Below are 23584 nucleotides of genomic sequence, written 5' to 3'. Positions count from 1 at the left end.
AAAAATAATTTTATGAAAAATGTAATCAAGATTTTAGGAGTTTTTATGCTGGTCATGTTCACAGCAATTTCATTCACATCATGTAGTGATGATGACGATCCGGCTGATAATGATTTCTTTGCAGGAACTTACAAAGGATCTGTATCTTACAATGACGGATCTACAACTATCGGATCAGATAATGGTGAAGTGTTTGTAACAAAAATTGCAAGTGCTACGAAATATAACTTCAAATTTTCAAATGGAATTCCTGATCTGAACGGACTTGAATTTGAAAAGCAAGGAGATAATTCTTTGGTAATGGTAGGTTCTAACGCATTGGTCTATGTAAGAATCGACAACAACGAATTAAAAATGCTTTATAAGGCAGATGGTAAAACCTGGACAGCCAACGCTACCAGATAATACTGTCAATAAATATTAAAAACCTGTTTCTCTTTTGGGAAGCAGGTTTTTTTTATTACCTAAAGCAAGAGTCTATAATTTTTAATTTTCAGCGAGTTTAATTAAGTCTGAAAAAATGATTTTTTGTAGTAAAATTTTAATTAACTTTACCTTATTAAACAAATATAAACACATGAAAAAATTTCTTACCGCAATGTCAATCGTATTAGGATTAGGATTTGCATCTGCTCAACAAGCTGTTCCGGCAACGAAAAACACCGTACAGAAAACAACTAAAACTGTAAAAGCTGTAAAAAAAGAAGCCGCAAAACCAACAGTAAAACTTAAGAAAGACGGTACTCCCGACAAAAGATTCAAAGAAAACCAAAAATTAAAAAAAGACGGAACACCAGACAAAAGATATAAAGTGAACAAATAATCAACATATAAAAATATTATTTTCATCATCAATTTTTGAAAAACCGATACATTTTTGTCGGTTTTTTTATGTTTAAATTTCAAAATATAATAACACAATTCTCTACTTATTTATAAATTTGAAGCATGTTAAACTTCTTCAAAAAAAATGCAGCATTAATCTGGGCAAAAAATCATGTTCAGAAAGCGAACGATTTTAAGCAAAATGCTGAAAAAAATCAGGAAAACTTACTTTTATTGCTGGTAAAAACTGCTGAGAAAACCCTTTTTGGAAGAGAACATCAATTTGAAAACATCAATTCTATTCAAGATTTTCAGAAAAATGTAATGATTGCAGATTATGAAGATCTTAAACCATATATCGAAAAAGTAAAAAAGGGTCAACGAGAAATTCTCTGGACAGGAACTCCGGAATATTTTGCTAAAACTTCCGGTACGACTTCCGGATCAAAATATATTCCCATTTCAAAAGAAGGAATGCCATATCAGGTTGCAGGTGCGCAAAGTGCATTATTTCACTATATTTCAAAAAAAGGCAACGCCGATTTCGTTAACGGAAAAATGATCTTTTTGCAGGGAAGTCCGGAACTGGAAGAGGTTTTCGGCATTAAAACAGGCAGACTTTCGGGAATTGTTGCCCATCACATTCCCAAATATCTTCAAAAAAACCGTCTGCCAAGCTGGGAAACCAATCTGATGGAAGACTGGGAAGCAAAAGTCGACAAAATAGTAGAAGAAACGGAAAAAGAAAACATGACTTTGATTTCCGGAATTCCGCCCTGGCTGATCATGTATTTTGAAAAACTCATTGAGAAAAACGGTAAAAAAATAAAACAGCTTTTTCCAAATCTTCAATTAATAGTTACCGGCGGTGTCAATTATGAGCCATATCGTGAAAAAATGGAAGAGCTTTTGGGAGGAAAAGTTGATATTGTGCAAACGTTTCCGGCATCAGAAGGCTTTTTTGCTTTTCAGGATGACTATACTCAGGAAGGACTTCTGCTTTTGACCAATCATGGAATTTTCTACGAATTTATTCCGCTTGAACAATACGGAAAACCGAATGCAGAAAGATTGACTTTAAAGGAAATTCAGCTCAACAGAGATTACGCTCTGATTTTAACGACAAACTCTGGATTATGGGCATATTCTATCGGTGATGTCGTACGTTTTATTGATAAAAATCCTCACCGGATTCTGGTGAGCGGAAGAACTAAACATTTCACTTCAGCTTTTGGAGAACATGTCATTGCCTTTGAAGTGGAAGAAGCGATGAAAGCTACAGTAGAAAAGTTCTCTGCACAAATTACTGAATTTCATCTGGCTCCAGAGGTCAATCCTACAGAAGGTTTACCTTACCATGAATGGTTTATAGAATTTGAAAAAGAGCCGGAAAATTTAGACTTATTTAAAAATGAACTGGATGATCAATTGAGAAAACGCAATACTTATTATGATGATCTGGTTACAGGAAACATTCTTCAGAAATTAAAAATTAGCAAACTTTCAAAAAATGCTTTCCAGGAATATGCAAAATCTCAAGGAAAACTTGGTGGTCAGAATAAAATTCCAAGATTGGCAAATGAAAGAAAAATTGCAGATTTACTGAAAATTTATAAAATTTAAACACATTTTCTTCATTCTGAAAAGATATATTCAAAAAAATTGATAAATTTGGAAAACTAAAATTTTATAATGAAAGCATCTGTACTTTTAAAATCATCTTTACTAACCGGTTTATTTGTCATCTCATCTTGTGCTACTACAAAGTACAGCGAAAACATCTCAACAAATAATTACTCTAATCTTGAAGCGGGAAAAATTTATGTTGTAACGCCTAGAGACGGTTCTAAAAAACAAACGATTTTGTTTAGAAACATCAGTGGAGACAACATTATCGGGACTGCAGGGAAGAAAGACAGCGCAGAAGTAGTGATCCCAAAATCGAATATTGCATCTGTAAAAGACAGATCAAAAGGCAGAGTTGCAGGAGGAGCAGTGCTTATCGGAGCTGCAGGAGCTGCCGCAATTGTCATCAGTGCTTTGAGAGCAGACTAAAATAGATTTTATCTTTCAAAAGAGATAACCAATTTCTTTTGAAAACACAGTATACCAATAGCCCTGAATGAATATTTAGGGCTATTTTTGCGGAATGATTTCTCTTACTCCGCTTAAAACCCTAGAAAATATAGAATTCAGGAATCTTCTTACAGGAAGATTTTTTATTGTTTTAGCATTCAGAATGCTTGCAACTTTACTTGGCTGGTGGGTGTATCAGTTGACAAAAGATCCCTTCTCTATAGGATTGATCGGACTTTCAGAAGTAATTCCGGCGGTGAGTTGCGCTTTATATGCCGGTCACGTTATTGATATGAATGAAAAGAAAAAATTACTTCTCATATGTACCTATCTGTATGTTTTTCTGATCGGATTATTATTAATTCCTGCTTTTTATAATGTCGAGCTTCATTTTTCGGGACACGAAATCACCTACTACATTTACGCTGTTATCTTTTTTACAGGAATTGTAAGAGCTTTTATTGGTCCTATTGTTCCATCGATGATTCCGAAAATAGTTCAGAAGGTTAATCTTCCCAGTGCCATTACTTTAAATCAGGCAACATTTTTAATTTCTTCTGTTTGTGGTCACGCCGCCGGAGGATTTTTGATTGGATTGGTTGGTGTAAAATGGACTTTGATTGTGATTATTTCATTAATTTCCATTGCATCTATATTTTTCTGGCAACTTCAAAAACAATTTTCGGAACATAAAAAAGATGAAATTAAAGTTTGGGAAAGCATGCATGAAGGAATTTCTTATATTTTTAAAACTAAAGAAATCTTAGGTGCGCTTTGTCTGGATATGTTTGCGGTACTTTTTGGCGGTGCCGTTGCGATGATTCCTGTTTTCGCCACTGATATTTTGAAATCGGGTGCTGAAGGTTTTGGATTACTGAACGCTGCTTCAGATATCGGTTCCATGATCATCATTACTACACTATCCATCATTCCTTTAAGAAAAAATCAGGGTAAAATTTTGCTTGGTGTGGTTGCGGGATTTGGGCTTTGTATAATTGGTTTCGGGCTTTCTCACTATTACTGGTTATCCTTTATGTTTCTGGTTCTAAGCGGAATGCTTGACGGAATTTCTGTTGTCATCCGGGGAACGATTGTACAGCTGAAAACACCGGATCATATCAGAGGTCGTGTTTTGAGTGTAAATTCTATTTTCATTATGTCGAGTAATGAGATGGGACAGTTTGAAAGCGGGCTAGCTGCAAAATTAATGGGAGTCGTAAGATCTGTCGTATTTGGCGGAAGCATGACCTTAATTATTGCGTTGGTGGTAGCAGCTACAAATCCTAAACTAAGAAAAATGCAGTATTAAGACATATTTGGCTAACTTTTGATTATATTAGCAAATTCTAAATACGTGGTTAATAATTTTTATATATTTGTAACAAAATTTTTCCGAAAATGAAAAAAACTCTACTCATTTTTTTGATGATATTTTCTCAGATGTTTTTTGCACAGTCTGATTGTCCTACCGCAATAACAGTTTGTGGGAATTCCGGAATATCATATACACCATCCGGTCCGGGAAATATCCTGGAAGATCTTGGCGGTTGTTTGAGTGATGACGAAAACTTCTCTGTGTGGTATACTTTTTCTATTGCTACCGCAGGAACTTTAACATTTACTATTGATCCTAATGTATTCGCAGACGATTATGACTTCGGAGTTTACGGACCTAATAAAACTTGTGGAACTTTGGGAGCACCCATACGATGTAATTATTCCGGAGCAGACGGACCTACAGGTTTAAATTTAACTACTGTACACCCAGCTGTAAACGGACAATGGAGCGGTTTTATGAATGTGCTTCCGGGAGAGACCTATTATCTGGTTATTGATAACTTCTCAAACAGTCCAAATGGTTTTACACTTTCTTGGGGTGGTACAGCTACATTGGCTTCGCCATTTAATGACCCGAGTTTAATTACTAATCCGTTTATTGCACCAGGTCTGCCAAACGCAAACCCTACAGCACCGAATGAAGTGGTAATTTGTACCAATCCTTCCGTTTTTAATTTCACTTCATTATCAAGTGCAATTATTAACGGTAATACTAATTTCACAGTAAATTACCATTATAATACTAATGATCTATTGACTGGTGACAACCCTATCGTAAATCCGATTACTGTAAATACTACAGATACTTATTACTACAGTATAACATACACAGATCCCACCAATCCGAATAACCCTATTAATAAATGTAAACAGACAGGTACATTTAAATTCAAAGACGGAAGTATTGTAGCAACTGACGACACTTTAACAGAATGTAATAACAATAACGAAGGAACAGCTGTATTTAACTTGACCGATGCCAATGTTACTACAATAGCAAATGCAACAAAAAAATACTATCCTTCAATAATAGATCTTAATGCCAACACCAACGAAATTACCAATCCTTATCAATATCTTTCTGCTGGCGGATCTGCATTTGTTTTGGTAACCTCAGAATTTGGATGTAAAGATATTGCAGAGATCAAGCTGAACTTTTATCCTATAGTAGTGGTAACTGAAGCTACACTCAGAGCCTGTTTTATAGAATCTAATCCTTCAACTGGTTTGTTTAATCTAAACAATGCTACCGTTAATACGCAGACAGGAACTACTAAAAAATATTATCCATCTACAGCAGATGCGGTTAACCAGACCAACGAAATATTAAATCCTTTAACCTATACAGCGCCAAATGGTGTAGTATATGTAAGAGTAACTAATGCCAATGGATGTTTTAATGTAGCTAAAATCAATCTTGTGGTAATCCCACCTGTATATTCTACAGTATTAATTGATAAAGTGATATGTATTGAAGATAAAACCACTTTAGATGCAGGTCCTGGCTTTACTTCTTACGAGTGGAGCACTGGTGCAACTACGCAGATTATCTCTGATGTAACCGTGGGAACTTATTGGGTTAAACTTAAAACCGGAGACTGTACTGCAATACAGACTGTAAAAGTTTTTGCTTCTGATCAGCCTGTAATTTCAAATATTGAAATTACCAACAACTCTCTTACTGTAAATGTAACTGGCGGTACACCGGCTTATCAATACTCAATAGATAATGTAAACTGGCAGGACTCTAATTCATTTACGGGTCTTACGAGAGGTGATTACATAGTTTATGTAAAAGATGCTTACGACTGTGTTCCTATGGAAGTAAACATTTTAGTTCCAAACATGATCAACGTCATTACTCCAAACGGAGACGGAATAAACGATGTAATAGATTATTCTGCTTTAGGAAGCAGACAGAATTTAGTTCTAAGTATTTTTGACAGATACGGATACAAAATTTTCCAGGCAGATAAAACGAATGGTTTCAAATGGGACGGTACTACTAATGGTGGTAAAAAAGTTCCTACAGGTAACTATTGGTATTCTGTAACATGGAACGAAAACAACAAGACCAAAACACCAATCAAATTCTCAGGTTGGATAATGGTAAAAAACAGAGAATAATCTCGATCAAAAAAATAAAGAATCGCTTATCAAAGCGATTTTTTATTTAAAATCATTTGTAATATTTTGTTTAAATTTGCTATAAATTCATTTTAACATGAAAAAAATACTACTTTTTATTATTATCATAATTTCGCAATTTTATTATTCGCAATCAGATTGCACCACAGCAATTCCTGTTTGCGGAAATTCAAATGTTTCATTTACCCCTTCAGGACCTGGAAATGTTTTGGAAGATCTTGGCGGATGCTTAACTGATGATGAAAACTTTTCCGTATGGTATACATTTACCGTTGCTACATCAGGTACATTAGCTTTTACAATAGATGCAAACATAAACACAACAGATTATGATTTTGCAGTTTATGCTGCCAATGCAACATGTGCCGCACTAGGAACGCCTATACGATGTAATTTTGCAGGATCTTCTCCTACAGGAAATACGGGATTAGAGCTTACTCCAAGTGGATCTGCCTATTTCGAAGCTTATTTGGATGTAGTTGCTGGTCAAACGTATTATCTGGTGATTGATAACTATAGTAATGCAGCAAATGCCGGATTTTCATTAATTTGGGAAGGTACCGCTTCGTTAACCTCTCCTTTTACCAATCCTGCACTGACTCCAAATCCTTTTATTACACCTGGGGTACCAAATGCTACAGATCCTACTCAACCTAACGAAATTCTGAAATGTGCATTACCAATGATGTTTGACTTTACAACATTGAGTACAGGAATTTTAAACGGAAACCAAAACTTTACAGTTACATATCACGATACCGCAAATAATGCGATCACTGGTGACAGCCCACTTACGACAGCTATGGTTAATGGTACTACAATCTATTATTATAGACTGAAATATGTTGATCCTACCAATCCTACCAATCCTGTAAATGGATGTTTTTTAACTGGTAAATTTAAATTCAAACAAGGAAATATTGTGGCTGATAACGCTACACTAACTGAATGTAACAACAACGGTGCAGGTACAGCAACTTACAATCTTACAACAGCAGCCGTATTTGGAGATCCTACAGCTACTAAGAAGTATTACACTTCGCTGGCTAATCTGAATGCAGACACCAACGCCATTACCAATCCGACGGCATACGTATCATCTGCACCAGCTACAATATACGTAAAAGTAACTTCAATAGAAGGTTGTTCAGATGATTCAACAATCACATTAGCATATCATCCTGTAGTAGTAGTTACACCTGCCATATTAGAATCATGTTACATCCCTACTGCAATTACTACTGCTCTATTTGATTTAACAACTGCAACTGTTTCTACCCAAACAGGAATTACAAAAAGATTTTTTAAAACTCAGGCAAATGCTTTGGCAGGAACTAGTGAAATTCCCAATCCTACAATGTACATCTCTGAAAACAGTGAAGTTTTTGTAAGAGTTACAAATTCTAATGGATGTTTTGCTATCACAAAAATTACTTTAAAAGTACTTCCTCCTGTAAAATCTACAGTTTTAAAAGACAAAACGATTTGTATAGAAGATAGAACAATTCTTGATGCAGGACCAGGATTTGATGGGTACGAGTGGAGCACCGGTGCAACCACACAAACCATACAAGGTGTTGGCATAGGGCAGTATTGGGTAAAACTACAAACCGGTAAATGCTTCACTATGCAGCTAGTGAGTGTGTTGCCAGCTCAACAGCCCGTAATCGCTAGTTTAGACATTACCAATAACACAATTACCGTAACAGCAACTGGTGGAACTGCTCCTTATCAGTATTCTATTGATGGGATCACTTGGCAGAATTCTAATGTATTCACTAATCTGCCTAGAGGTGAAAATAAAATTTATCTGAAAGATTCTTTCGATTGTAATCCTGTCAGTGTTCAGGTAACAGTACCCAATCTTGTGAATGCAATCACTCCGAACGGTGATAATGTAAATGATGAAGTAGATTATTCTGCATTAGCTTACAAGAAAAATCTTGTCTTCACAGTTTACAACAGATATGGTAATAAAGTCTACGAATCTGATAAACTAAGAAACTACAAATGGAACGGAACTTCGGGCGGTAAAAAAATACTAACCGGAACCTACTGGTATACCATTACTTGGAACGAAAATGACATCAGCAATACCCAAACAAAATACAGTGGATGGATATTGGTAAAAAACAGAGAATAAATAAACAATCATATCATTACAATCACCTCAGCAATGGGGTGATTTTTTTATTCACAACATTCAACCCTTACAGACATTGATATTTTGAAAGTTATCAACAATAATTATGAATTACTCATTTCAAATTATTTCTTAAATAAACTATCTTTGCATTATGGCGCAGAAAGAAACTTTATCTTCTCTTACACAAGGAAACTTTGCTAAAGAGTTGTCGATTGCAGATGGAAAAATGCCTCCTAATGCTATAGATTTTGAAAGGTTGGTGATTGGTACTTTTTTAATTGATAAAAAAGGACTCGATCATTCTATTGACCTTTTGACACCCGAAGTTTTCTATGACCCGAGACACGCTGTAATTTTTGAAGCGATTTTAAAATTATATGAAGGAAACCATCCTGTCGACCTGATGACCGTTATTCAGGAGTTAAAAAAAACAGAGAAATTAAGTTCTGCGGGTGGTGATCATTATATTATAGAGCTGACTATGGGCGTAAGTTCGTCTGCCCATATCGAATATCACGTACGGGTAATCCTTGAAAAATACATTCTGAGAAGCTTAATCAATGTTTCCGCAAATGTAATTGATACTTCATACAAAGAATCAACAGATGTTTTTGAGCTTTTAGATAAAGCGGAGCAGTCATTTTTTGAAATAACCAACGGAACTATTAAAAAAGGTTTCGACACCGCCAACTCTTTGGTAAAACAAGCGATTGATACTATTAAATCTTTAAAAGACAAAGAAGGAATTTCCGGAGTTCCATCTGGCTTTGCAGGAGTTGATAAAGAAACCGGTGGCTGGCAAAATTCAGATTTAATTATCATTGCGGCACGTCCCGCAATGGGAAAAACTGCTTTTCTGCTTTCGATGGCAAGAAATATTGCTGTGGGGCACAAAATTCCGATGGCATTATTTTCTCTAGAGATGGCATCTGTACAGCTGATTACCAGAATGATTGCTTCTGAAACCAAAATTTCCTCAGAAAAATTAAGAAAAGGACAAATGAGCGATGAAGAATGGCAACGTCTGTTTTCCAACGTTTCGGAACTGGAAAATGCTCCTTTATATATTGACGAAACTCCTTCCCTGTCCATTTTTGACTTCCGTGCAAAGTGCCGAAGACTGGTTATGCAACATGGTGTGAGAATCATCATGGTTGATTATCTTCAGCTAATGACTGCAAGCAGCGGAGGAAAAGGTGTAGGAAACCGTGAGCAGGAAATTGCAATGATTTCGCGTTCCTTAAAAGCCATTGCCAAAGAGCTGAATGTTCCCGTGATTGCACTTTCGCAGCTTTCAAGAACTGTGGAAACCCGTCCCGGAAAAAGACCTCAGCTTTCAGATTTGAGAGAATCCGGAGCGATTGAGCAGGATGCAGATATTGTGTCATTTATCTTCAGACCAGAATATTACAAAATCGCTGTTTGGGATAACGATGAAGAAGGTCAGGAATCTTCAACAGAAAATCAGGCAGAACTCATCATTGCAAAACACAGAAATGGCGCAACTGCCGATGTGAGACTCTCCTTCATGAAGCATTTTGCAAAATTTGGCGATTTAGATTTATATGGAAACAATGATTATGGATATCCATCAGGAGGCGGACAAACACCTGAACCAAGCGGTTTTGAGAAAATAAAAACAACCATTCAGCCTGGTGCAGCATTTGATTTACCCGATAATTCTAAAGTTTCCGGTTCTTCAATGAATGATCTGGATGATGAAGACGATTTTCCTTTTTAAATGAAGTTTCATCATCAAATTGAGTTTCCTAAAGCTTAGATATAAAATTTATATTTAAAATCAACCTCCATATTTTCCTAACACTAAACCTCGGTCTAAACATTTTGAGAATTGAAATTTACACAGACGGTGCATGCAGCGGAAATCCGGGAAAAGGCGGATACGGTATTGTCATGAAAGTACCCGAAAAAAATTACCAGAAAACATTCTCAAAAGGTTTTCGCAAAACTACCAACAACAGAATGGAATTGCTGGCAGTAATTACCGCACTGGAAAAATTAAAATCAAATGAAAATGACATTCATGTCTTCACAGACAGCAAATATGTTTCTGATGCTATCAATCAAAACTGGCTTGCAGGTTGGATTAAAAGAGGCTGGAAGAATGTAAAAAATCCTGATTTGTGGAAACGTTTTTTAGTGCTTTTCAATGAATATCATCCTACAATGCACTGGATAAAAGGACATGCAGGACATTTTGAAAATGAACTTTGCGACAAACTCGCCGTAGCCGCTGCCAATTCTACCAATCTTGAGGTTGACGCATACTTTGAAAATTTGGAAAGCAATTCTCTGTTTTAACTTATTAAATTTTGAATAATTCGAGCTTTACATTACTATTCTAATTATTTCTTTTAAAAATACAATAAATTTTACCATATATTCATTATTTTTTGCTAAATTAACATTAAATACACATTTTTAAATCAGGATTTAATATCTTTACACGTCTAAATAAATATCCTGATTAAATGAATAAAAATTTACTGTTTTATTTTACTTTACTTCTATTTTGTATTTTCGGGAAAACATATTCCCAAACTTATCAACTTACAGGAAATCCGGTGACTACAACGGGATGGACTATGGTTGCACCAACAGTTGTAAACACTGATTTTATACAGCTTACTCCAGATACCAATAATCAGTCTGGTTCTATAAGGCTGAACCAGCCCATTAACCTGAAATTCTGTGACAAATGGAGGGTGGAATTTGATTTCAGAATGGATTCTAACCAAACAGCTAACGGAGACGGCCTTGCTTTTTGGTATTTAGCCAATCCGCCTGTTGCAAGTGTATTGGGATCAGGACTTGGAGTTTCACAAAATGCCGTTGGTCTTGTTGCAGGTTTTGACACTTACAACAATACCACTACAGCAGTAATGAGTAAAGTACATGTTGCCTACGGACAGGTAGTGAATACAACCGATCTGAACAATGTTGAGTTTTTCAATGTTGCCGGAAGTTCTTTCCATTCAGCAGATCTTAATACGACATTGCCATTTCAGGGAACTACTTACAAGCATGTTGAAGTGACAGCAGAAGTAAATCCTCTTGCTCCTACCAGCTGGATTATACAGATTAAAATTGATGGTACAGTAATCTGTAATCAGTCTTTTGCTCCATCTGGCGCAGCGGCGGCGATGACTGTCGGATATTTTGGATTCTCTGCTTCTACGGGAGGAAACAGATCAAGACACTCTATTAAAAACGTAAAAATATATACCGATAAAGTAAGTATTTTACAACCTTCTGTTACACAGTCTTTTTGCCCTAATCCTTCGACCGGATTTGCTACAACGAATTTAACATCGTTTAATTCACAATTTGTTACAACACCTGCAAACTATACTTTCACCTACTCTGCAGGAGGATCACCAATTACCAATCCAACAAATTATCAGTTCAACGCAAACACTACGGTAAGCGTATCTATAAAGGATAATTCAGGAGTTTTGTGCGATAATCCAGATGGTCAGATTCTACTGACATTATCTCCTTTTACGGCTAGTAACAGAACAATTTCTGAATGCAATAATAACAATGCTACAACAGCAATATTTAATCTCACTACCGCCAATGTAAGTACTGTACCGGGAATTACGAAAAAATATTTTAAAACACTCGCAGATCTGAATGCCGGAACCAACGAGATCACAAATCCTACCGCTTACGTTTCTGCACCGGGAATAGTTTATGTAAAAGTTACCACTCCCCAAGGATGTACCGGTAATGCGCAAATTACTTTAAACTTTCTACCGCTTCCTGCAGTAACGGATGCTACATTACAATCCTGTTTTATTGCGACAAATACTGCAACAGCGTTATTTGATTTAACTTCAGCCAATGTAACTTCAGATGCAGGCATTACGAAGAAATTTTACACTTCTTTAACTGATGCATTAGCAGGAATTAATGAAATTTTAAATCCTATCGCTTATATTTCTTCAGATTCAGAAGTTTTTGTGAAAGTGATTGCTTCAGTAAGCAACTGTTTTATCATCAAGAAAATTACACTCAAAATAACACCTCCGGTGAAATCTTCTGTTTTGAAAGATAAAATAATCTGCATAGATGACAGAACTACGCTTGATGCGGGACAAGGTTTTGACGGATACGAATGGAGTACCGGTGCAACAACTTCTTCTATACAAGGCGTTGCTGTAGGAATGTACTGGGTAAAACTAAAAACAGGAAACTGCTACACACTCCAGGTGGTGAATGTAAAAGCAGCAGCAAATCCTGTGATCGCAAGTATTGACATTACCAACAATACGATCACTGTAAATGCTACTGGCGGAACTGCGCCCTATCAATATTCTTTAAATGGTACAAACTGGCAAAATTCTAATGTTTTCACAGGATTACCCAGAGGTGAAAACAAAATTTTTGTAAAAGATTCTTATAATTGCGAGCCTGTTGAAATACAGATCACCGTACCAAATCTCCTCAATGTTATAACTCCAAACGGAGATAACGTGAATGATATGATTGATTACAGCGCTTTGGCTTACAAGAAAAATCTTGTGTTTATTGTTTATGACAGATACGGAAATAAAAAGTATGAAGCTGACAAATTGAGAAACTTCAAATGGGATGGCACCTCCAACGGAAAGAAAATCTCAACAGGTACATACTGGTATACAATCTCTTGGAACGAAAACGATAAAAACAGCACCCAAACAAATTATAACGGCTGGGTACTTGTAAAAAACAGAGAATAATTTTCACAAATAAAAATCACTCCATTTCGGAGTGATTTTTTGTAAGATCTGCCTGAGAAAAACAAAACTGATTTGTGCTTTTTAATGAAAATTATATAAAAAACTATCAATAATAGATAATAATTTAAATCATCACATTATTGCAAAAATATAATTAATTATAAACAGGAACCGATGATTAATGATTAAGAGAATTTTAAAATAAACTAATCACCATATTAAATTTAATAAAATGAAGAAAAAACTACTACTTCACTTTTCTGTATTCTTATTCTTCCTAAACATTTCTGCCCAGACGTATCAGCTTACCGGAAATCCTGTGAATACTACAGGCTGGGATATTGTACCTTCGGCTATTGTAAGTGGAGACTTCATAAGACTTACAGCAGATCAAACGAGCCAGTTCGGAGCAATAAAACTTTCAGATCCTATCAATTTAAAATATTGTGATAAATGGAAAGTTGAATTTGATTTCAGAATTGATGGAAACGGAACCACAGCATACGGAAGAGGTGACGGTTTGACGTTCTGGTATCTTTCAAACCCACCTACCGCATTTACAACAGGAGGAGGTTTAGGAATACCGGCTAATGCAAACGGATTGATGGTGGCTTTTGATATCTTCAACAATACTACTGAAGGACAAATGAGTAAAGTTCATCTTTTATACGGAACCAACAATGTACCGGCAGGAAACGCAAACATAGAATACAATACGACTGCGGGGAGCTCATTTCACTCTCCTGATCTACAGGCTACACAGCCTTTTGTCGGCACAAATTACAAACACGTTGAGGTAAACGGACAAGTCGATCCGGCTAACCTCAATAACTGGATCATCCAGATCAGGATAGACGGCGTAGTAATCACCAATCAATCTTTTGCGCCATCAGGCGGAGCCATCGGAATGACAACCGGATATTTCGGGTTTTCATCGGGAACAGGAGCTGCGAGTGCAAGACACTCAATTAAAAATGCCAAAATATTCATTGATAAAGTACCTATTTTACAAAGTACCATTACCCCATTCGTATGCACCAATCCCTCTACAGGAAATGGTTTTGTGGATTTGACATCTTACGCATCACAATTTGTAAATGTTCCTAGCAATTACATCATTACGTACTATGTTTTGGGAAGTTCTACCCCAATTACAACTCCCAGCAATTTTCAATATACCGGAAATACCACAATTACGGTAGTCATCAAAGACCCTTCCTCTACATTATGTGACAATGGAGATGCCAGAATAATTTTAAATCCAACTCCGTTTGAAGCAACAGATGCTCCTCTTACTGAATGCAATAACAACAATGCAGGTGTTGGAATATTTAATCTAAATGATGCCGCCATAACAACATTACCTAATGTTATCAAACAATACTATCCTACTCTTGCAGACCTGAATGCAGGAACCAATCAGATTACCAACTTTGCAGCCTTTTCTGCCGCACAGGGTACAACTATTCACGTAAAAGTAACAACAGCGCAGGGTTGTGTAGACAATGCAATCATCACACTTAATACTTCTCCGGTTGTGGTTGTCAACGATGCAACTTTAAGAGTTTGTTCTGAGCCTAATAATCCATCATTAGGTATATTCAATTTAGCGAATGCTAATGTAACTTTACAAGCGGGGACAACTAAAAAATACTATCCATCATTAACAGATGCAGTCAATGCAACAAATGAAATTCCCAATCCTACATCATACACGGCACCCAACGGTGTTGTTTATGTAAGAGTCATCAATGGAGCTGGCTGTTTTACAGTTGCTAAAGTAAATTTAATTGTGATTCCGCCGGTCTACTCTACAACTTTGATTGATAAGATAATCTGTATAGAAGACAAAACAACTTTAGATGCAGGATCCGGATTTACCGGATACGAATGGAGTACTGGCGCAACGACACAAATCATTACCAATGCAGGAGTAGGTACCTATTGGGTAAAACTAAAAACAGGCGATTGTATTGCCACGCAAACTGTAAAAGTATATGCTTCTGAACAACCAGTGGTAACGTACATTGATATATCAAATACGACAATCACGGTTAATGTAAATGGAGGAACCCCTTCCTATCAATATTCTCTTGACAATGTCAACTGGCAGGATTCTAATGTATTCACAGGGATTTCCAGAGGGATGTATAAAATTTACGTAAGAGATATTTACGAATGTGAACCTATCATCGTAAACGTTACTGTCCCTAATTTAATTAACGTAATTACACCAAACTCAGACGGACAAAACGACTTCATCGATTACTCTGCATTGGCAGGAAAATTAGATTTAACCTTTAATGTTTTCGACAGATACGGTACAAAACTTCATCAAGGTGACAAAACCAACCGATATATTTGGGACGGAACCGCCAATGGCAGAAAAGTCCCAACCGGAAGCTACTGGTATTCTGTAACCTGGAATGAAGATAACAAAACCAAAACACCTGTAAAATTCTCGGGGTGGATCATGGTAAAAAACAGAGAATAATTTTTTTCATATTTAATTATATTTTTGATCACTCCCCTAAAAAGGAGTGATTTTTATTGATTAATTTAAAAACAGATATTTCGGCACAAAACTCTCATTATTCACATTCAATTCTTAAATTTGTCTTTATGAATTATTTGGAAGCTTTAAGCAGAAGATATTCTGTAAAAAAATTTAACCCCGAATTAATTATTCCGCAGGAGACACTTCTCAATATTCTTGAGTCGGGAAAAATGGCAGTAAGTTCACAGGGTTTGCAGCCCTACAGAATTATAGTCGTCGAAAGTAAAGAGATGAAGCATAAACTGATTCCCTCATTTTACAATCCTTCGCAAATTTCTACATGCTCGCATCTGGCTGTTATAATTTCAAAAAAAACCGTTGATGACCAGTATATCCACGGATATTTTAGTCACATATCTGAGGTAAGAGACATTCCGTTAGAAAGTCTGGATTTATTTAAGAAAAGTATTAATCAACACATTGTTCAAAAGACACAGGATGAAATTTTCAACTGGGCAGAAAAGCAATCGTACATCGTTTTAGCAAATTTAATATATGCCGCAGCCTTAGAAAATGTAGACACCTGCCCTATGGAAGGCTTCCGTCAGGAAGTTATTGAGGATGTTTTAAATATTAATACTGAAAAAGAAAAAGTGACGGTGACTCTTGCTTTAGGCTACCGATCTGATGAAGATCAATTTCAACACCTGAAAAAAGTAAGAAAACCAAACGAAAAATTATTTAAATTTATTTAATTATTTTAGACGATTGTCTTAAAGCAACTATATGATAAGAGCGGATGTATTAGTTATAGGTTCCGGAATTTCCGGACTTTCTTATGCCATAAAAATTTCAGAACAGCTTCCCGATGCCAAAATAATCATTGTAACAAAATCTGACGAAGATGAAAGCAATACCAAATATGCACAAGGAGGTTTGGCAGTTGTTACAGATTCTAAAAATGATAATTTTGACAAACACATTGAGGACACCATGCGTGCAGGAGATGGTGAAAACAAACGAGATGTTGTAGAAATGGTGGTAAGAGAAGCACCCGCAAGATTTAATGAAATTGTAGAATGGGGAGCCAACTTCGACAAAAAAAACGGAGAATTCACATTAGGAAGAGAAGGCGGCCACACCGAAAACAGAATTGTACACCATAAAGACATTACAGGTTTCGAAATCGAAAGAGCTCTACTGGAAACTGCAAAAAGCAGCCCAAATATCGAAATTCTGGATCATCATTATGTCATCGACATTATCACCCAGCACCACGTACCGGGAAAAGAACTTAATGAAGGCGAAATCAATTGCTACGGTGCCTATATTTTAGATGAAAAATCTAAATCAATTAAGAAAATTACTTCAAAAATCACTTTGGCCGCAACTGGCGGAGCCGGTCATGTATATAAAAACACCACCAATCCTACCATCGCAACCGGAGACGGAATCGCATTTGTTGCCCGTGCGAAAGGTAAAGTGACCAATATGCAGTATTATCAGTTTCACCCTACTGCATTATACAGCAAGCTTGACGGAATGTTATTTCTAATTTCTGAAGCAGTGCGTGGTGATGGCGCAAAACTGAGAACCAAAAAAGGTCAGAAATTCATGCATAAATATGATGAACGCGAAGAATTAGCGTCCAGAGATATTGTCGCAAGAGCAATTGATGCCGAAATGAAAGTTACTGGAGATGAATTTGTAGGTCTTGATTGCCGTGGAATGAGTCACGAAAAATTCTTAGAACATTTTCCCAATATTTATAAAAAATGTAAGGATGAAGGCATTGATCCATTCAAGCAATTAATTCCTGTGGTTCCGGCTTGTCATTATTTAATGGGAGGTATTGAAGTTGATAAAGACGGGCAATCTTCAATCAATAATTTATTTGCAGTAGGAGAATGCACCAATTCCGGATTACACGGCGCCAACAGGCTGGCTTCCAATTCCTTATTGGAGGGTTTGGTTTTTGGTCATAATGCTGCCATGAAAACGGTAGAACTCTTAAACGAAAACCACTTTAATTTTGATGATTTGAAAGCAGTTCCTGAGTGGAATGAAGAAGGAATGAAAATTATTGATGAGATGGTCATCGTTTCTTATCTTAGAAAACAGCTTCAGGAAATGATGAGCGATCTTGTAGGAATTGTTAGAAGCAACAGACGATTAAAAATGGCTCTTCAGAAACATCAGGAAATTGCTGCTGCTGTTGACGAAATTTACCACTACTCTATTTTATCACCTCAGCTTTCAGAATTAAGAAATTTAACTACCGTTGCACATTTGATTATTACCCAATCAATGGAAATGACTCAAAATAAAGGAGCATTTTATAATAAAGATTTAGTTTAAACATTTTTGCCTTCATAAAATAAAACACAAAAAATCATAGCTATTTTTTCACAATGCTAGAGAAAAAAAACGAGCAGTACATCAACTGGATTTTAGATTTAAAACAGAAAATCCAGCAAAGCCAAATCAAAGCGGCAATTCAGGTGAATTCTGCTTTGATAGAAATGTATTGGGATTTGGGAAAGGAAATTATAGAAAGAAATTTTGAAAACACATATGGTTCTGGTTTCTTTTCACAATTAAGCAAAGACTTGCGTACAGAATTTCCAGAAATAAAAGGACTTTCTGAAAGCAATTTAAAGTATTGCAAAAGATTCTATTTGTTTTATAATCAAGACATGGGAAATCGTCAACAAGTTATTGACGATTTGGAAAATGATATTTTATCACAAAATATCTTTCTAATTCCGTGGGGACATCATATAACATTAATGACGAAATGTAAGACTTCAGAAGAAGCTTATTTCTATATCAAAAAAACCATTGAAAGTGGTTGGAGCCGTGCTGTTCTGCTCAATATGATTTCCGGTAAATTGATTGAAAGTCAAGGAAAGGCGATCAACAATTTTTCAAAAACACTTCCTGATTACGATAGCGATCTAGTGCGTGAAACCTTGAAAGACCCCTATATTTTTGATTTTCTGAACATTACAGAAAACTATAAAGAAAGAGAGCTGGAGAATGCCCTGACTGAAAATATTTCAAAATTTTTGATAGAACTAGGAAGCGGTTTTGCATTTGTTGGAAAACAAGTGGAAATATCTGTAGGCAATCAGTCTTTTTTTATTGATTTACTTTTCTATCATATCAAATTAAAAAGATATGTCGTGGTAGAATTAAAAACCGGACATTTTGAGCCGGAGTTTGCCGGCAAACTGAATTTTTATGTAACTGCTGTCGACAAACAAATGAGAGATAATACCGACAACGCAACGGTAGGATTATTGATTTGTAAAGACAAAAACGAAATCATCGCAGAATATTCTCTTACAGATCTTCATAAGCCTTTGGGCATATCCTCTTACGAACTCAAGAAAATATTACCCGAAAATTTTAAATCTCATCTTCCGTCAATAGAAGATGTAGAAAAAGAATTGAAAAAAATTACAACAATGAAATCGCTATGAGTTGCAAACACGAATGCCTATGAAGAAGATGCAATAACATACGACTTTTTAAAAACAATAGATATCTACATATGAAAAGACCCAGCTACGCAACCGATAAAGTTTTAAAACAGTTCATAAAGAATGCTTTAGAAGAAGACATTCAGGATGGTGACCATTCTACCTTGTCTACAATTCCTAAAGATTTGCAGCAAAGTGCAAAACTTTTAGTGAAAGAAAACTGTATTTTGGCGGGAGTCGAATTGGCAGAAATTATCTTTAAAGCCTTTGATAAAGATTTAAAAGTAGAAAGATTCATCAAAGATGGCGAAACTGCAAAAGTTGGCGATGTAGCATTCATCGTCACCGGAAGCGCAAGGTCTATTTTATCAACAGAAAGATTAGTTTTAAACTGTATGCAGAGAATGAGCGGTATTGCAACGCTTACTCAGGATTGGGATTCGAGACTAATCGGTACCAAAACTAAACTTTTAGACACCAGAAAAACAACGCCCAATTTCAGAGTTTGCGAAAAATGGGCAGTGGCAATTGGTGGCGGAACCAATCACAGATACGGATTGTACGATATGATTATGCTGAAAGATAACCACATCGATTATAACGGAAGTATCACCAATGCGGTAAAAATGGCGAAAGATTACGTGAAAAAAACTAAGAAAAAACTTAAAATTGAAGTTGAAACCCGCACTTTGGAAGAAGTACAGGAAGCCATCAATGCAAAAGTTGACAGAATTATGCTTGACAATATGGATGTTGCTACTATGAAACAGGCAGTGAAATTGATAGATGGGTCTTGTGAGAGTGAAGCATCGGGAGGAATTACGAGAGATCAATTAAAAGAAATCGCTACCACAGGAGTGACTTTTATCTCTGCAGGAGCATTAACACATTCTGCAAAAAATATCGATTTAAGTTTAAAGGCTGTTATGTAAAACATTATATATTTGATAAAAACAAGTGGTATTTGTTAAAAATTAAACAATATGATTTTTTTCACGTTAAAATCCAAATTTTATATATTTAATTGAAAAACAACAACTTAATCATTATTAAGACTGATTAAAAATTAATATTAAGTTAATAAGAGTTAAAGTTTATTTGTCGAATTTTGCAAAAAATTAATTCTAACTAACTTAAGATTATGAAATTAATCAACAAATCGATGCTAACTGCGGTAATCACACTTTCTACAGCTAGCGTTTATTATGCACAACAAGTTCAGGATACTGTTGACACAAGATCAAGAGATATTGAAACCGTTGTAATATCAGGTGTAGCCGATCTTGCAAAAGACAGAAAAACACCGGTAGCAGTCTCAAACATTAAGGCTGCACAAATCGTTGAAAGATTGGGTAACCAAGAGCTTCCTGAAATTTTAAACACTACACCTTCAGTGTATGTAACTAAAGGCGGTGGTGGTTTCGGAGATGCTGTTATCAGAGTAAGAGGTTTTGGAAATTCCAATACTGCTGTAATGATCAATGGTATGCCTGTAAATGACATGGAAAATGGAGCTGTATATTGGTCAAACTGGGCTGGTCTTTCTGATGTAACTTCAGACATTCAAGTACAAAGAGGTCTTGGTTCTTCTAAATTGGCTATCGCTTCTGTGGGTGGTACTATGAATTACATTACTAAAGCTGCTGATAAAAGAAGAGAAGGTATAGTAACATTGGGAATTGCTAATGATGGATATCTTAAAACTTCATTTGCTTACAACACTGGTAAATCTAAAACAGGATGGTCTTCTTCATTCTTGATGGGAAGAACCGCTGGAGCAATGTATGCGAATGGTACAGATTTCGAATCTTACAACTACTATTTTGCTTTGGGTTATCAGCCGAATGAAAAACATGATTTACAGTTTACATTCACAGGTGCTCCTCAGTGGCATAATCAAAACTTCACAAACACAATCCAAACTTATATTAAATATGGTAAAGATGGTGAACCTAATAGAAAATACAACTCAAACTGGGGTTTATTGAATGGTGAAGAATTTTCTACAAATACAAACTATTATTCAAAGCCAATTGCATCAATCAACTGGGATTGGAAAATTTCCGAAAAATCAAAATTATCAACCGTAGGATATGGATCTTGGGGTAGAGGTGGTGGAACTGGTTTTTTAGGAAGCATTAATGGAAAAACAGTTTTCAACGTTGCTAAAACTGCTGACGGACAAATGAGATGGGATGACATCGTAAGATGGAATCAAGGTGCTGTTATTTCAGATTTCACAAATAATGCCGGTACTGCAGCTCCAGCAAATGCAACTCCGGGTATTGCAACAAGAAGTAACGGTTTAGTAAGAAGAGCACACGTAAACTCTCACGACTGGTATGGTATTTTATCTAATTTCCAACATAAAGTAAATGAGAACTGGAACTTCCAAGTAGGTATTGACGCAAGGTATTATTATGGTTATCACCCTGGTGTGGTTTCAGATTTCTTAGGAAACAAAGAATACCGTGAAAATCAGAACTTAAATTCTCAACCTTTCTATACAGTAACTCAGGCATACAAAGCACTTCCTTCTGCAAATCCTTTTGTAAAAGCGATTAAAGATGACTCTCAGATCGCTAGTAGAAACTATGATGGCGAAGTTTTATGGTATGGAGGTTTTGGACAAGTTGAATATTCAAACGACAAGATCTCTGCATTTGCACAAGGATCTGTATCCAATCAAGGTTTCCAAAGAATTGACAACTGGGTAGTTGATGGGGTTACAAAACAACCAAATCCAACAACCGGCCAAGTGGTTAACACAAAAACAGGATTTAAAGATATTTTAGGTTATAACGTAAAAGGAGGTTTAAACTATAACGTTAATGATCAGCATAATGTATTTGGAAATATTGGTTACTATTCTAGACAACCTTTTTTCACTGCAGTTTATCCAAATAATCAACAAGTAGTAAATCCTAACTTAACAAACGAGAAAATTTTCTCTGCAGAATTAGGTTACGGTTTCAGATCTTCTAATTTCAGAGCTAATGTTAACCTTTACAGAACTTCTTGGGCAGACAGATTCCAAAGAAGAACTGGTTTAACAATTCCAAATGGTAGTGGAGGAAACTTCCAAAATGCTTATGCAGAAGTAAACGGAATCACCGAAGTTCACTCTGGAGTTGAATTTGAAGGATTCTATAAAGTTGGCCAATATCTTGAGCTAGAAGGTATGTTCTCTATGGGAAATTGGGAGTATAAAGGTGATGCGTCTAGTACATCTTTTGACGAAAACAACAACCCTATCAACATATCACCAGGATCAAACACTGCAACATTAGCATTAGACGGTGTAAAAGTAGGTGATGCTGCGCAGATGACCGCTTCATTCACAGCGATTGTAAAACCAGTACAAGGATTAAGATTTTATGCGAATTGGAGATATGCAAATGATTTGTACGCTGGATTTAACGTAAATGATTTTGACAATTCTAGAAACACACCTACCTTCAGAGCGCCAGCAACAGAATTTGGAGCATTAGAATTACCAGACTTTCATTTATTTGACATCGGTGCATCTTACGTATTCAAATTGAAAAGCGGACAAAGCTTTACAATAGGAGCAAACGTTTATAACTTATTTGATACTACATATATTTCAGAAGCTACAACAAATATACATGCTAATCAAACAAGAGAAAACTTTGCAGCTGGTACTTCAGGAAATACAGCATTTGCAGCTTATCAAGCAGCAGGGCAATACAATGGAATTAGCCAACAAAACCAAGTTTACTTCGGTTACGGAAGAACATGGTCTACAACATTAACGTTTAGATTCTAATAAATTCACTTTTATTACATACCAAATCCCGGCTTTATCGCCGGGATTTTTTTTATATTTGCAATTAACTAAAAATAAATATTATGGATTTCAACTTTATGCTTCAGGCGCACCGTGGTTTTGCTTATTTAATCTTATTGGCTACTGCAGTTTTCGTTGTGGCACTCTTGGTAACCATGTTCGGATATTCCGGAAAAATCTCTAAGCTTTTAAGAAAATCTACGTTGTTTACCATGATATTCTTTCATACCCAGGCTTTGATCGGACTGATCATGCTGTTCTTCTTTTCTCCCGGCTTCAAAGCAGCCAAAGAAGCTGGTACGTTGATGAAAGATGCTGTTTCCAGAAACACTTATGTTGAACACCCTACAGCAATGATTATTGCTGCAGTTTTATTAACCATTCTTAATAAAAAATTTAAAACAAACGATAAAATTCAGATGAGCTGGGTAATCATAGCTTTTGTTGCGATTGCATTAATGCTTTGGGCATTCCAGTGGCACAGACTTTTCGGAGCTTAATTGAAATTGATTT

Annotated in this window: 17 protein-coding genes; all 17 read left to right on the top strand. The window is 35.9% G+C overall.

All coding sequences use genetic code 11. From position 1 onward, the window contains the following. Positions 1-12: 12 nt before the first annotated feature. The 17 genes from ACZZ9T_RS05230 to ACZZ9T_RS05150 all read left to right on the top strand — a co-directional run bounded on the left by ACZZ9T_RS05230 (position 13) and on the right by ACZZ9T_RS05150 (position 23571). Positions 13-405 carry a hypothetical protein gene (locus tag ACZZ9T_RS05230; RefSeq protein WP_463441215.1) on the top strand — a complete coding sequence of 131 codons (393 nt, stop codon included), beginning with the start codon at positions 13-15 and terminating at the stop codon, positions 403-405. Positions 406-577: 172 nt separating this feature from the next. Continuing rightward, positions 578-823, top strand: a complete 246-nt coding sequence (locus tag ACZZ9T_RS05225; RefSeq protein WP_463441214.1) for a hypothetical protein — start codon at positions 578-580, stop codon at positions 821-823. 125 nt (positions 824-948) lie between these two features. Beyond that, positions 949-2448 (top strand): GH3 auxin-responsive promoter family protein, encoded by a 1500-nt coding sequence (locus ACZZ9T_RS05220; RefSeq protein WP_463441213.1) that lies wholly within the window; start codon positions 949-951, stop codon positions 2446-2448. A 69-nt stretch (positions 2449-2517) separates the two neighbouring features. Continuing rightward, complete coding sequence (locus tag ACZZ9T_RS05215) at positions 2518-2880, top strand: hypothetical protein (protein ID WP_463441212.1); 363 nt, start codon at positions 2518-2520, stop codon at positions 2878-2880. A gap of 94 nt (positions 2881-2974) precedes the next feature. Further along, the gene (locus ACZZ9T_RS05210) at positions 2975-4210 is read left to right on the top strand and encodes an MFS transporter (RefSeq protein ID WP_463441211.1); all 1236 of its coding nucleotides are present in this window, start codon (positions 2975-2977) and stop codon (positions 4208-4210) included. An 89-nt stretch (positions 4211-4299) separates the two neighbouring features. Next, positions 4300-6366 carry a T9SS type B sorting domain-containing protein gene (locus ACZZ9T_RS05205; protein WP_463441210.1) on the top strand — a complete coding sequence of 689 codons (2067 nt, stop codon included), beginning with the start codon at positions 4300-4302 and terminating at the stop codon, positions 6364-6366. Positions 6367-6463: 97 nt separating this feature from the next. Next, positions 6464-8530 (top strand): T9SS type B sorting domain-containing protein, encoded by a 2067-nt coding sequence (locus tag ACZZ9T_RS05200; protein ID WP_463430303.1) that lies wholly within the window; start codon positions 6464-6466, stop codon positions 8528-8530. Positions 8531-8684: 154 nt separating this feature from the next. Beyond that, a complete protein-coding gene (gene dnaB / locus ACZZ9T_RS05195; protein ID WP_463441209.1) occupies positions 8685-10274 on the top strand; it encodes a replicative DNA helicase in 1590 nt (529 codons plus the stop codon). Positions 10275-10378: 104 nt separating this feature from the next. Continuing rightward, positions 10379-10855, top strand: a complete 477-nt coding sequence (rnhA, locus tag ACZZ9T_RS05190) for a ribonuclease HI (RefSeq protein WP_463441208.1) — start codon at positions 10379-10381, stop codon at positions 10853-10855. A gap of 170 nt (positions 10856-11025) precedes the next feature. Then, positions 11026-13278: a T9SS type B sorting domain-containing protein gene (locus tag ACZZ9T_RS05185; RefSeq protein ID WP_463441207.1), complete on the top strand. Its 2253-nt coding sequence runs from the start codon at positions 11026-11028 to the stop codon at positions 13276-13278. A gap of 232 nt (positions 13279-13510) precedes the next feature. Beyond that, on the top strand, positions 13511-15772 hold the full coding sequence (locus ACZZ9T_RS05180) for a T9SS type B sorting domain-containing protein (protein ID WP_463441206.1): 2262 nt from the start codon (positions 13511-13513) through the stop codon (positions 15770-15772). 128 nt (positions 15773-15900) lie between these two features. Next, positions 15901-16530 carry an NAD(P)H-dependent oxidoreductase gene (locus ACZZ9T_RS05175; protein ID WP_463441205.1) on the top strand — a complete coding sequence of 210 codons (630 nt, stop codon included), beginning with the start codon at positions 15901-15903 and terminating at the stop codon, positions 16528-16530. A gap of 31 nt (positions 16531-16561) precedes the next feature. Next, the gene (nadB, locus tag ACZZ9T_RS05170) at positions 16562-18133 is read left to right on the top strand and encodes an L-aspartate oxidase (RefSeq protein ID WP_463441204.1); all 1572 of its coding nucleotides are present in this window, start codon (positions 16562-16564) and stop codon (positions 18131-18133) included. Positions 18134-18186: 53 nt separating this feature from the next. Next, positions 18187-19260: a PDDEXK nuclease domain-containing protein gene (locus ACZZ9T_RS05165; RefSeq protein WP_463441203.1), complete on the top strand. Its 1074-nt coding sequence runs from the start codon at positions 18187-18189 to the stop codon at positions 19258-19260. A 71-nt stretch (positions 19261-19331) separates the two neighbouring features. Next, entirely contained in the window at positions 19332-20192 is an 861-nt protein-coding gene (nadC, locus tag ACZZ9T_RS05160) for a carboxylating nicotinate-nucleotide diphosphorylase (RefSeq protein WP_463441202.1), read from the top strand. A gap of 209 nt (positions 20193-20401) precedes the next feature. Continuing rightward, positions 20402-23050 carry a TonB-dependent receptor gene (locus tag ACZZ9T_RS05155; RefSeq protein WP_463441201.1) on the top strand — a complete coding sequence of 883 codons (2649 nt, stop codon included), beginning with the start codon at positions 20402-20404 and terminating at the stop codon, positions 23048-23050. Positions 23051-23133: 83 nt separating this feature from the next. Next, a complete protein-coding gene (locus ACZZ9T_RS05150; protein ID WP_463430294.1) occupies positions 23134-23571 on the top strand; it encodes a hypothetical protein in 438 nt (145 codons plus the stop codon). Positions 23572-23584 lie beyond the last annotated feature (13 nt).

This window comes from Chryseobacterium sp. AC417, assembly GCF_979258215.1.
Note: the sequence above shows the minus strand (reverse complement) of the source record. Positions and strands in the feature narration are given on the sequence as shown.

Excerpts from the sequence above, each read along its gene's own strand:
- ACZZ9T_RS05230 (WP_463441215.1), top strand. The coding sequence starts at position 13 with ATGAAAAATGTAATCAAGATTTTAGGAGTTTTTATGCTGGTCATGTTC.
- ACZZ9T_RS05225 (WP_463441214.1), top strand. The coding sequence starts at position 578 with ATGAAAAAATTTCTTACCGCAATGTCAATCGTATTAGGATTAGGATTT.
- ACZZ9T_RS05220 (WP_463441213.1), top strand. The coding sequence starts at position 949 with ATGTTAAACTTCTTCAAAAAAAATGCAGCATTAATCTGGGCAAAAAAT.
- ACZZ9T_RS05215 (WP_463441212.1), top strand. The coding sequence starts at position 2,518 with ATGAAAGCATCTGTACTTTTAAAATCATCTTTACTAACCGGTTTATTT.
- ACZZ9T_RS05210 (WP_463441211.1), top strand. The coding sequence starts at position 2,975 with ATGATTTCTCTTACTCCGCTTAAAACCCTAGAAAATATAGAATTCAGG.
- ACZZ9T_RS05205 (WP_463441210.1), top strand. The coding sequence starts at position 4,300 with ATGAAAAAAACTCTACTCATTTTTTTGATGATATTTTCTCAGATGTTT.
- ACZZ9T_RS05200 (WP_463430303.1), top strand. The coding sequence starts at position 6,464 with ATGAAAAAAATACTACTTTTTATTATTATCATAATTTCGCAATTTTAT.
- dnaB (WP_463441209.1), top strand. The coding sequence starts at position 8,685 with ATGGCGCAGAAAGAAACTTTATCTTCTCTTACACAAGGAAACTTTGCT.
- ACZZ9T_RS05185 (WP_463441207.1), top strand. The coding sequence starts at position 11,026 with ATGAATAAAAATTTACTGTTTTATTTTACTTTACTTCTATTTTGTATT.
- ACZZ9T_RS05180 (WP_463441206.1), top strand. The coding sequence starts at position 13,511 with ATGAAGAAAAAACTACTACTTCACTTTTCTGTATTCTTATTCTTCCTA.
- ACZZ9T_RS05175 (WP_463441205.1), top strand. The coding sequence starts at position 15,901 with ATGAATTATTTGGAAGCTTTAAGCAGAAGATATTCTGTAAAAAAATTT.
- nadB (WP_463441204.1), top strand. The coding sequence starts at position 16,562 with ATGATAAGAGCGGATGTATTAGTTATAGGTTCCGGAATTTCCGGACTT.
- ACZZ9T_RS05165 (WP_463441203.1), top strand. The coding sequence starts at position 18,187 with ATGCTAGAGAAAAAAAACGAGCAGTACATCAACTGGATTTTAGATTTA.
- nadC (WP_463441202.1), top strand. The coding sequence starts at position 19,332 with ATGAAAAGACCCAGCTACGCAACCGATAAAGTTTTAAAACAGTTCATA.
- ACZZ9T_RS05155 (WP_463441201.1), top strand. The coding sequence starts at position 20,402 with ATGAAATTAATCAACAAATCGATGCTAACTGCGGTAATCACACTTTCT.
- ACZZ9T_RS05150 (WP_463430294.1), top strand. The coding sequence starts at position 23,134 with ATGGATTTCAACTTTATGCTTCAGGCGCACCGTGGTTTTGCTTATTTA.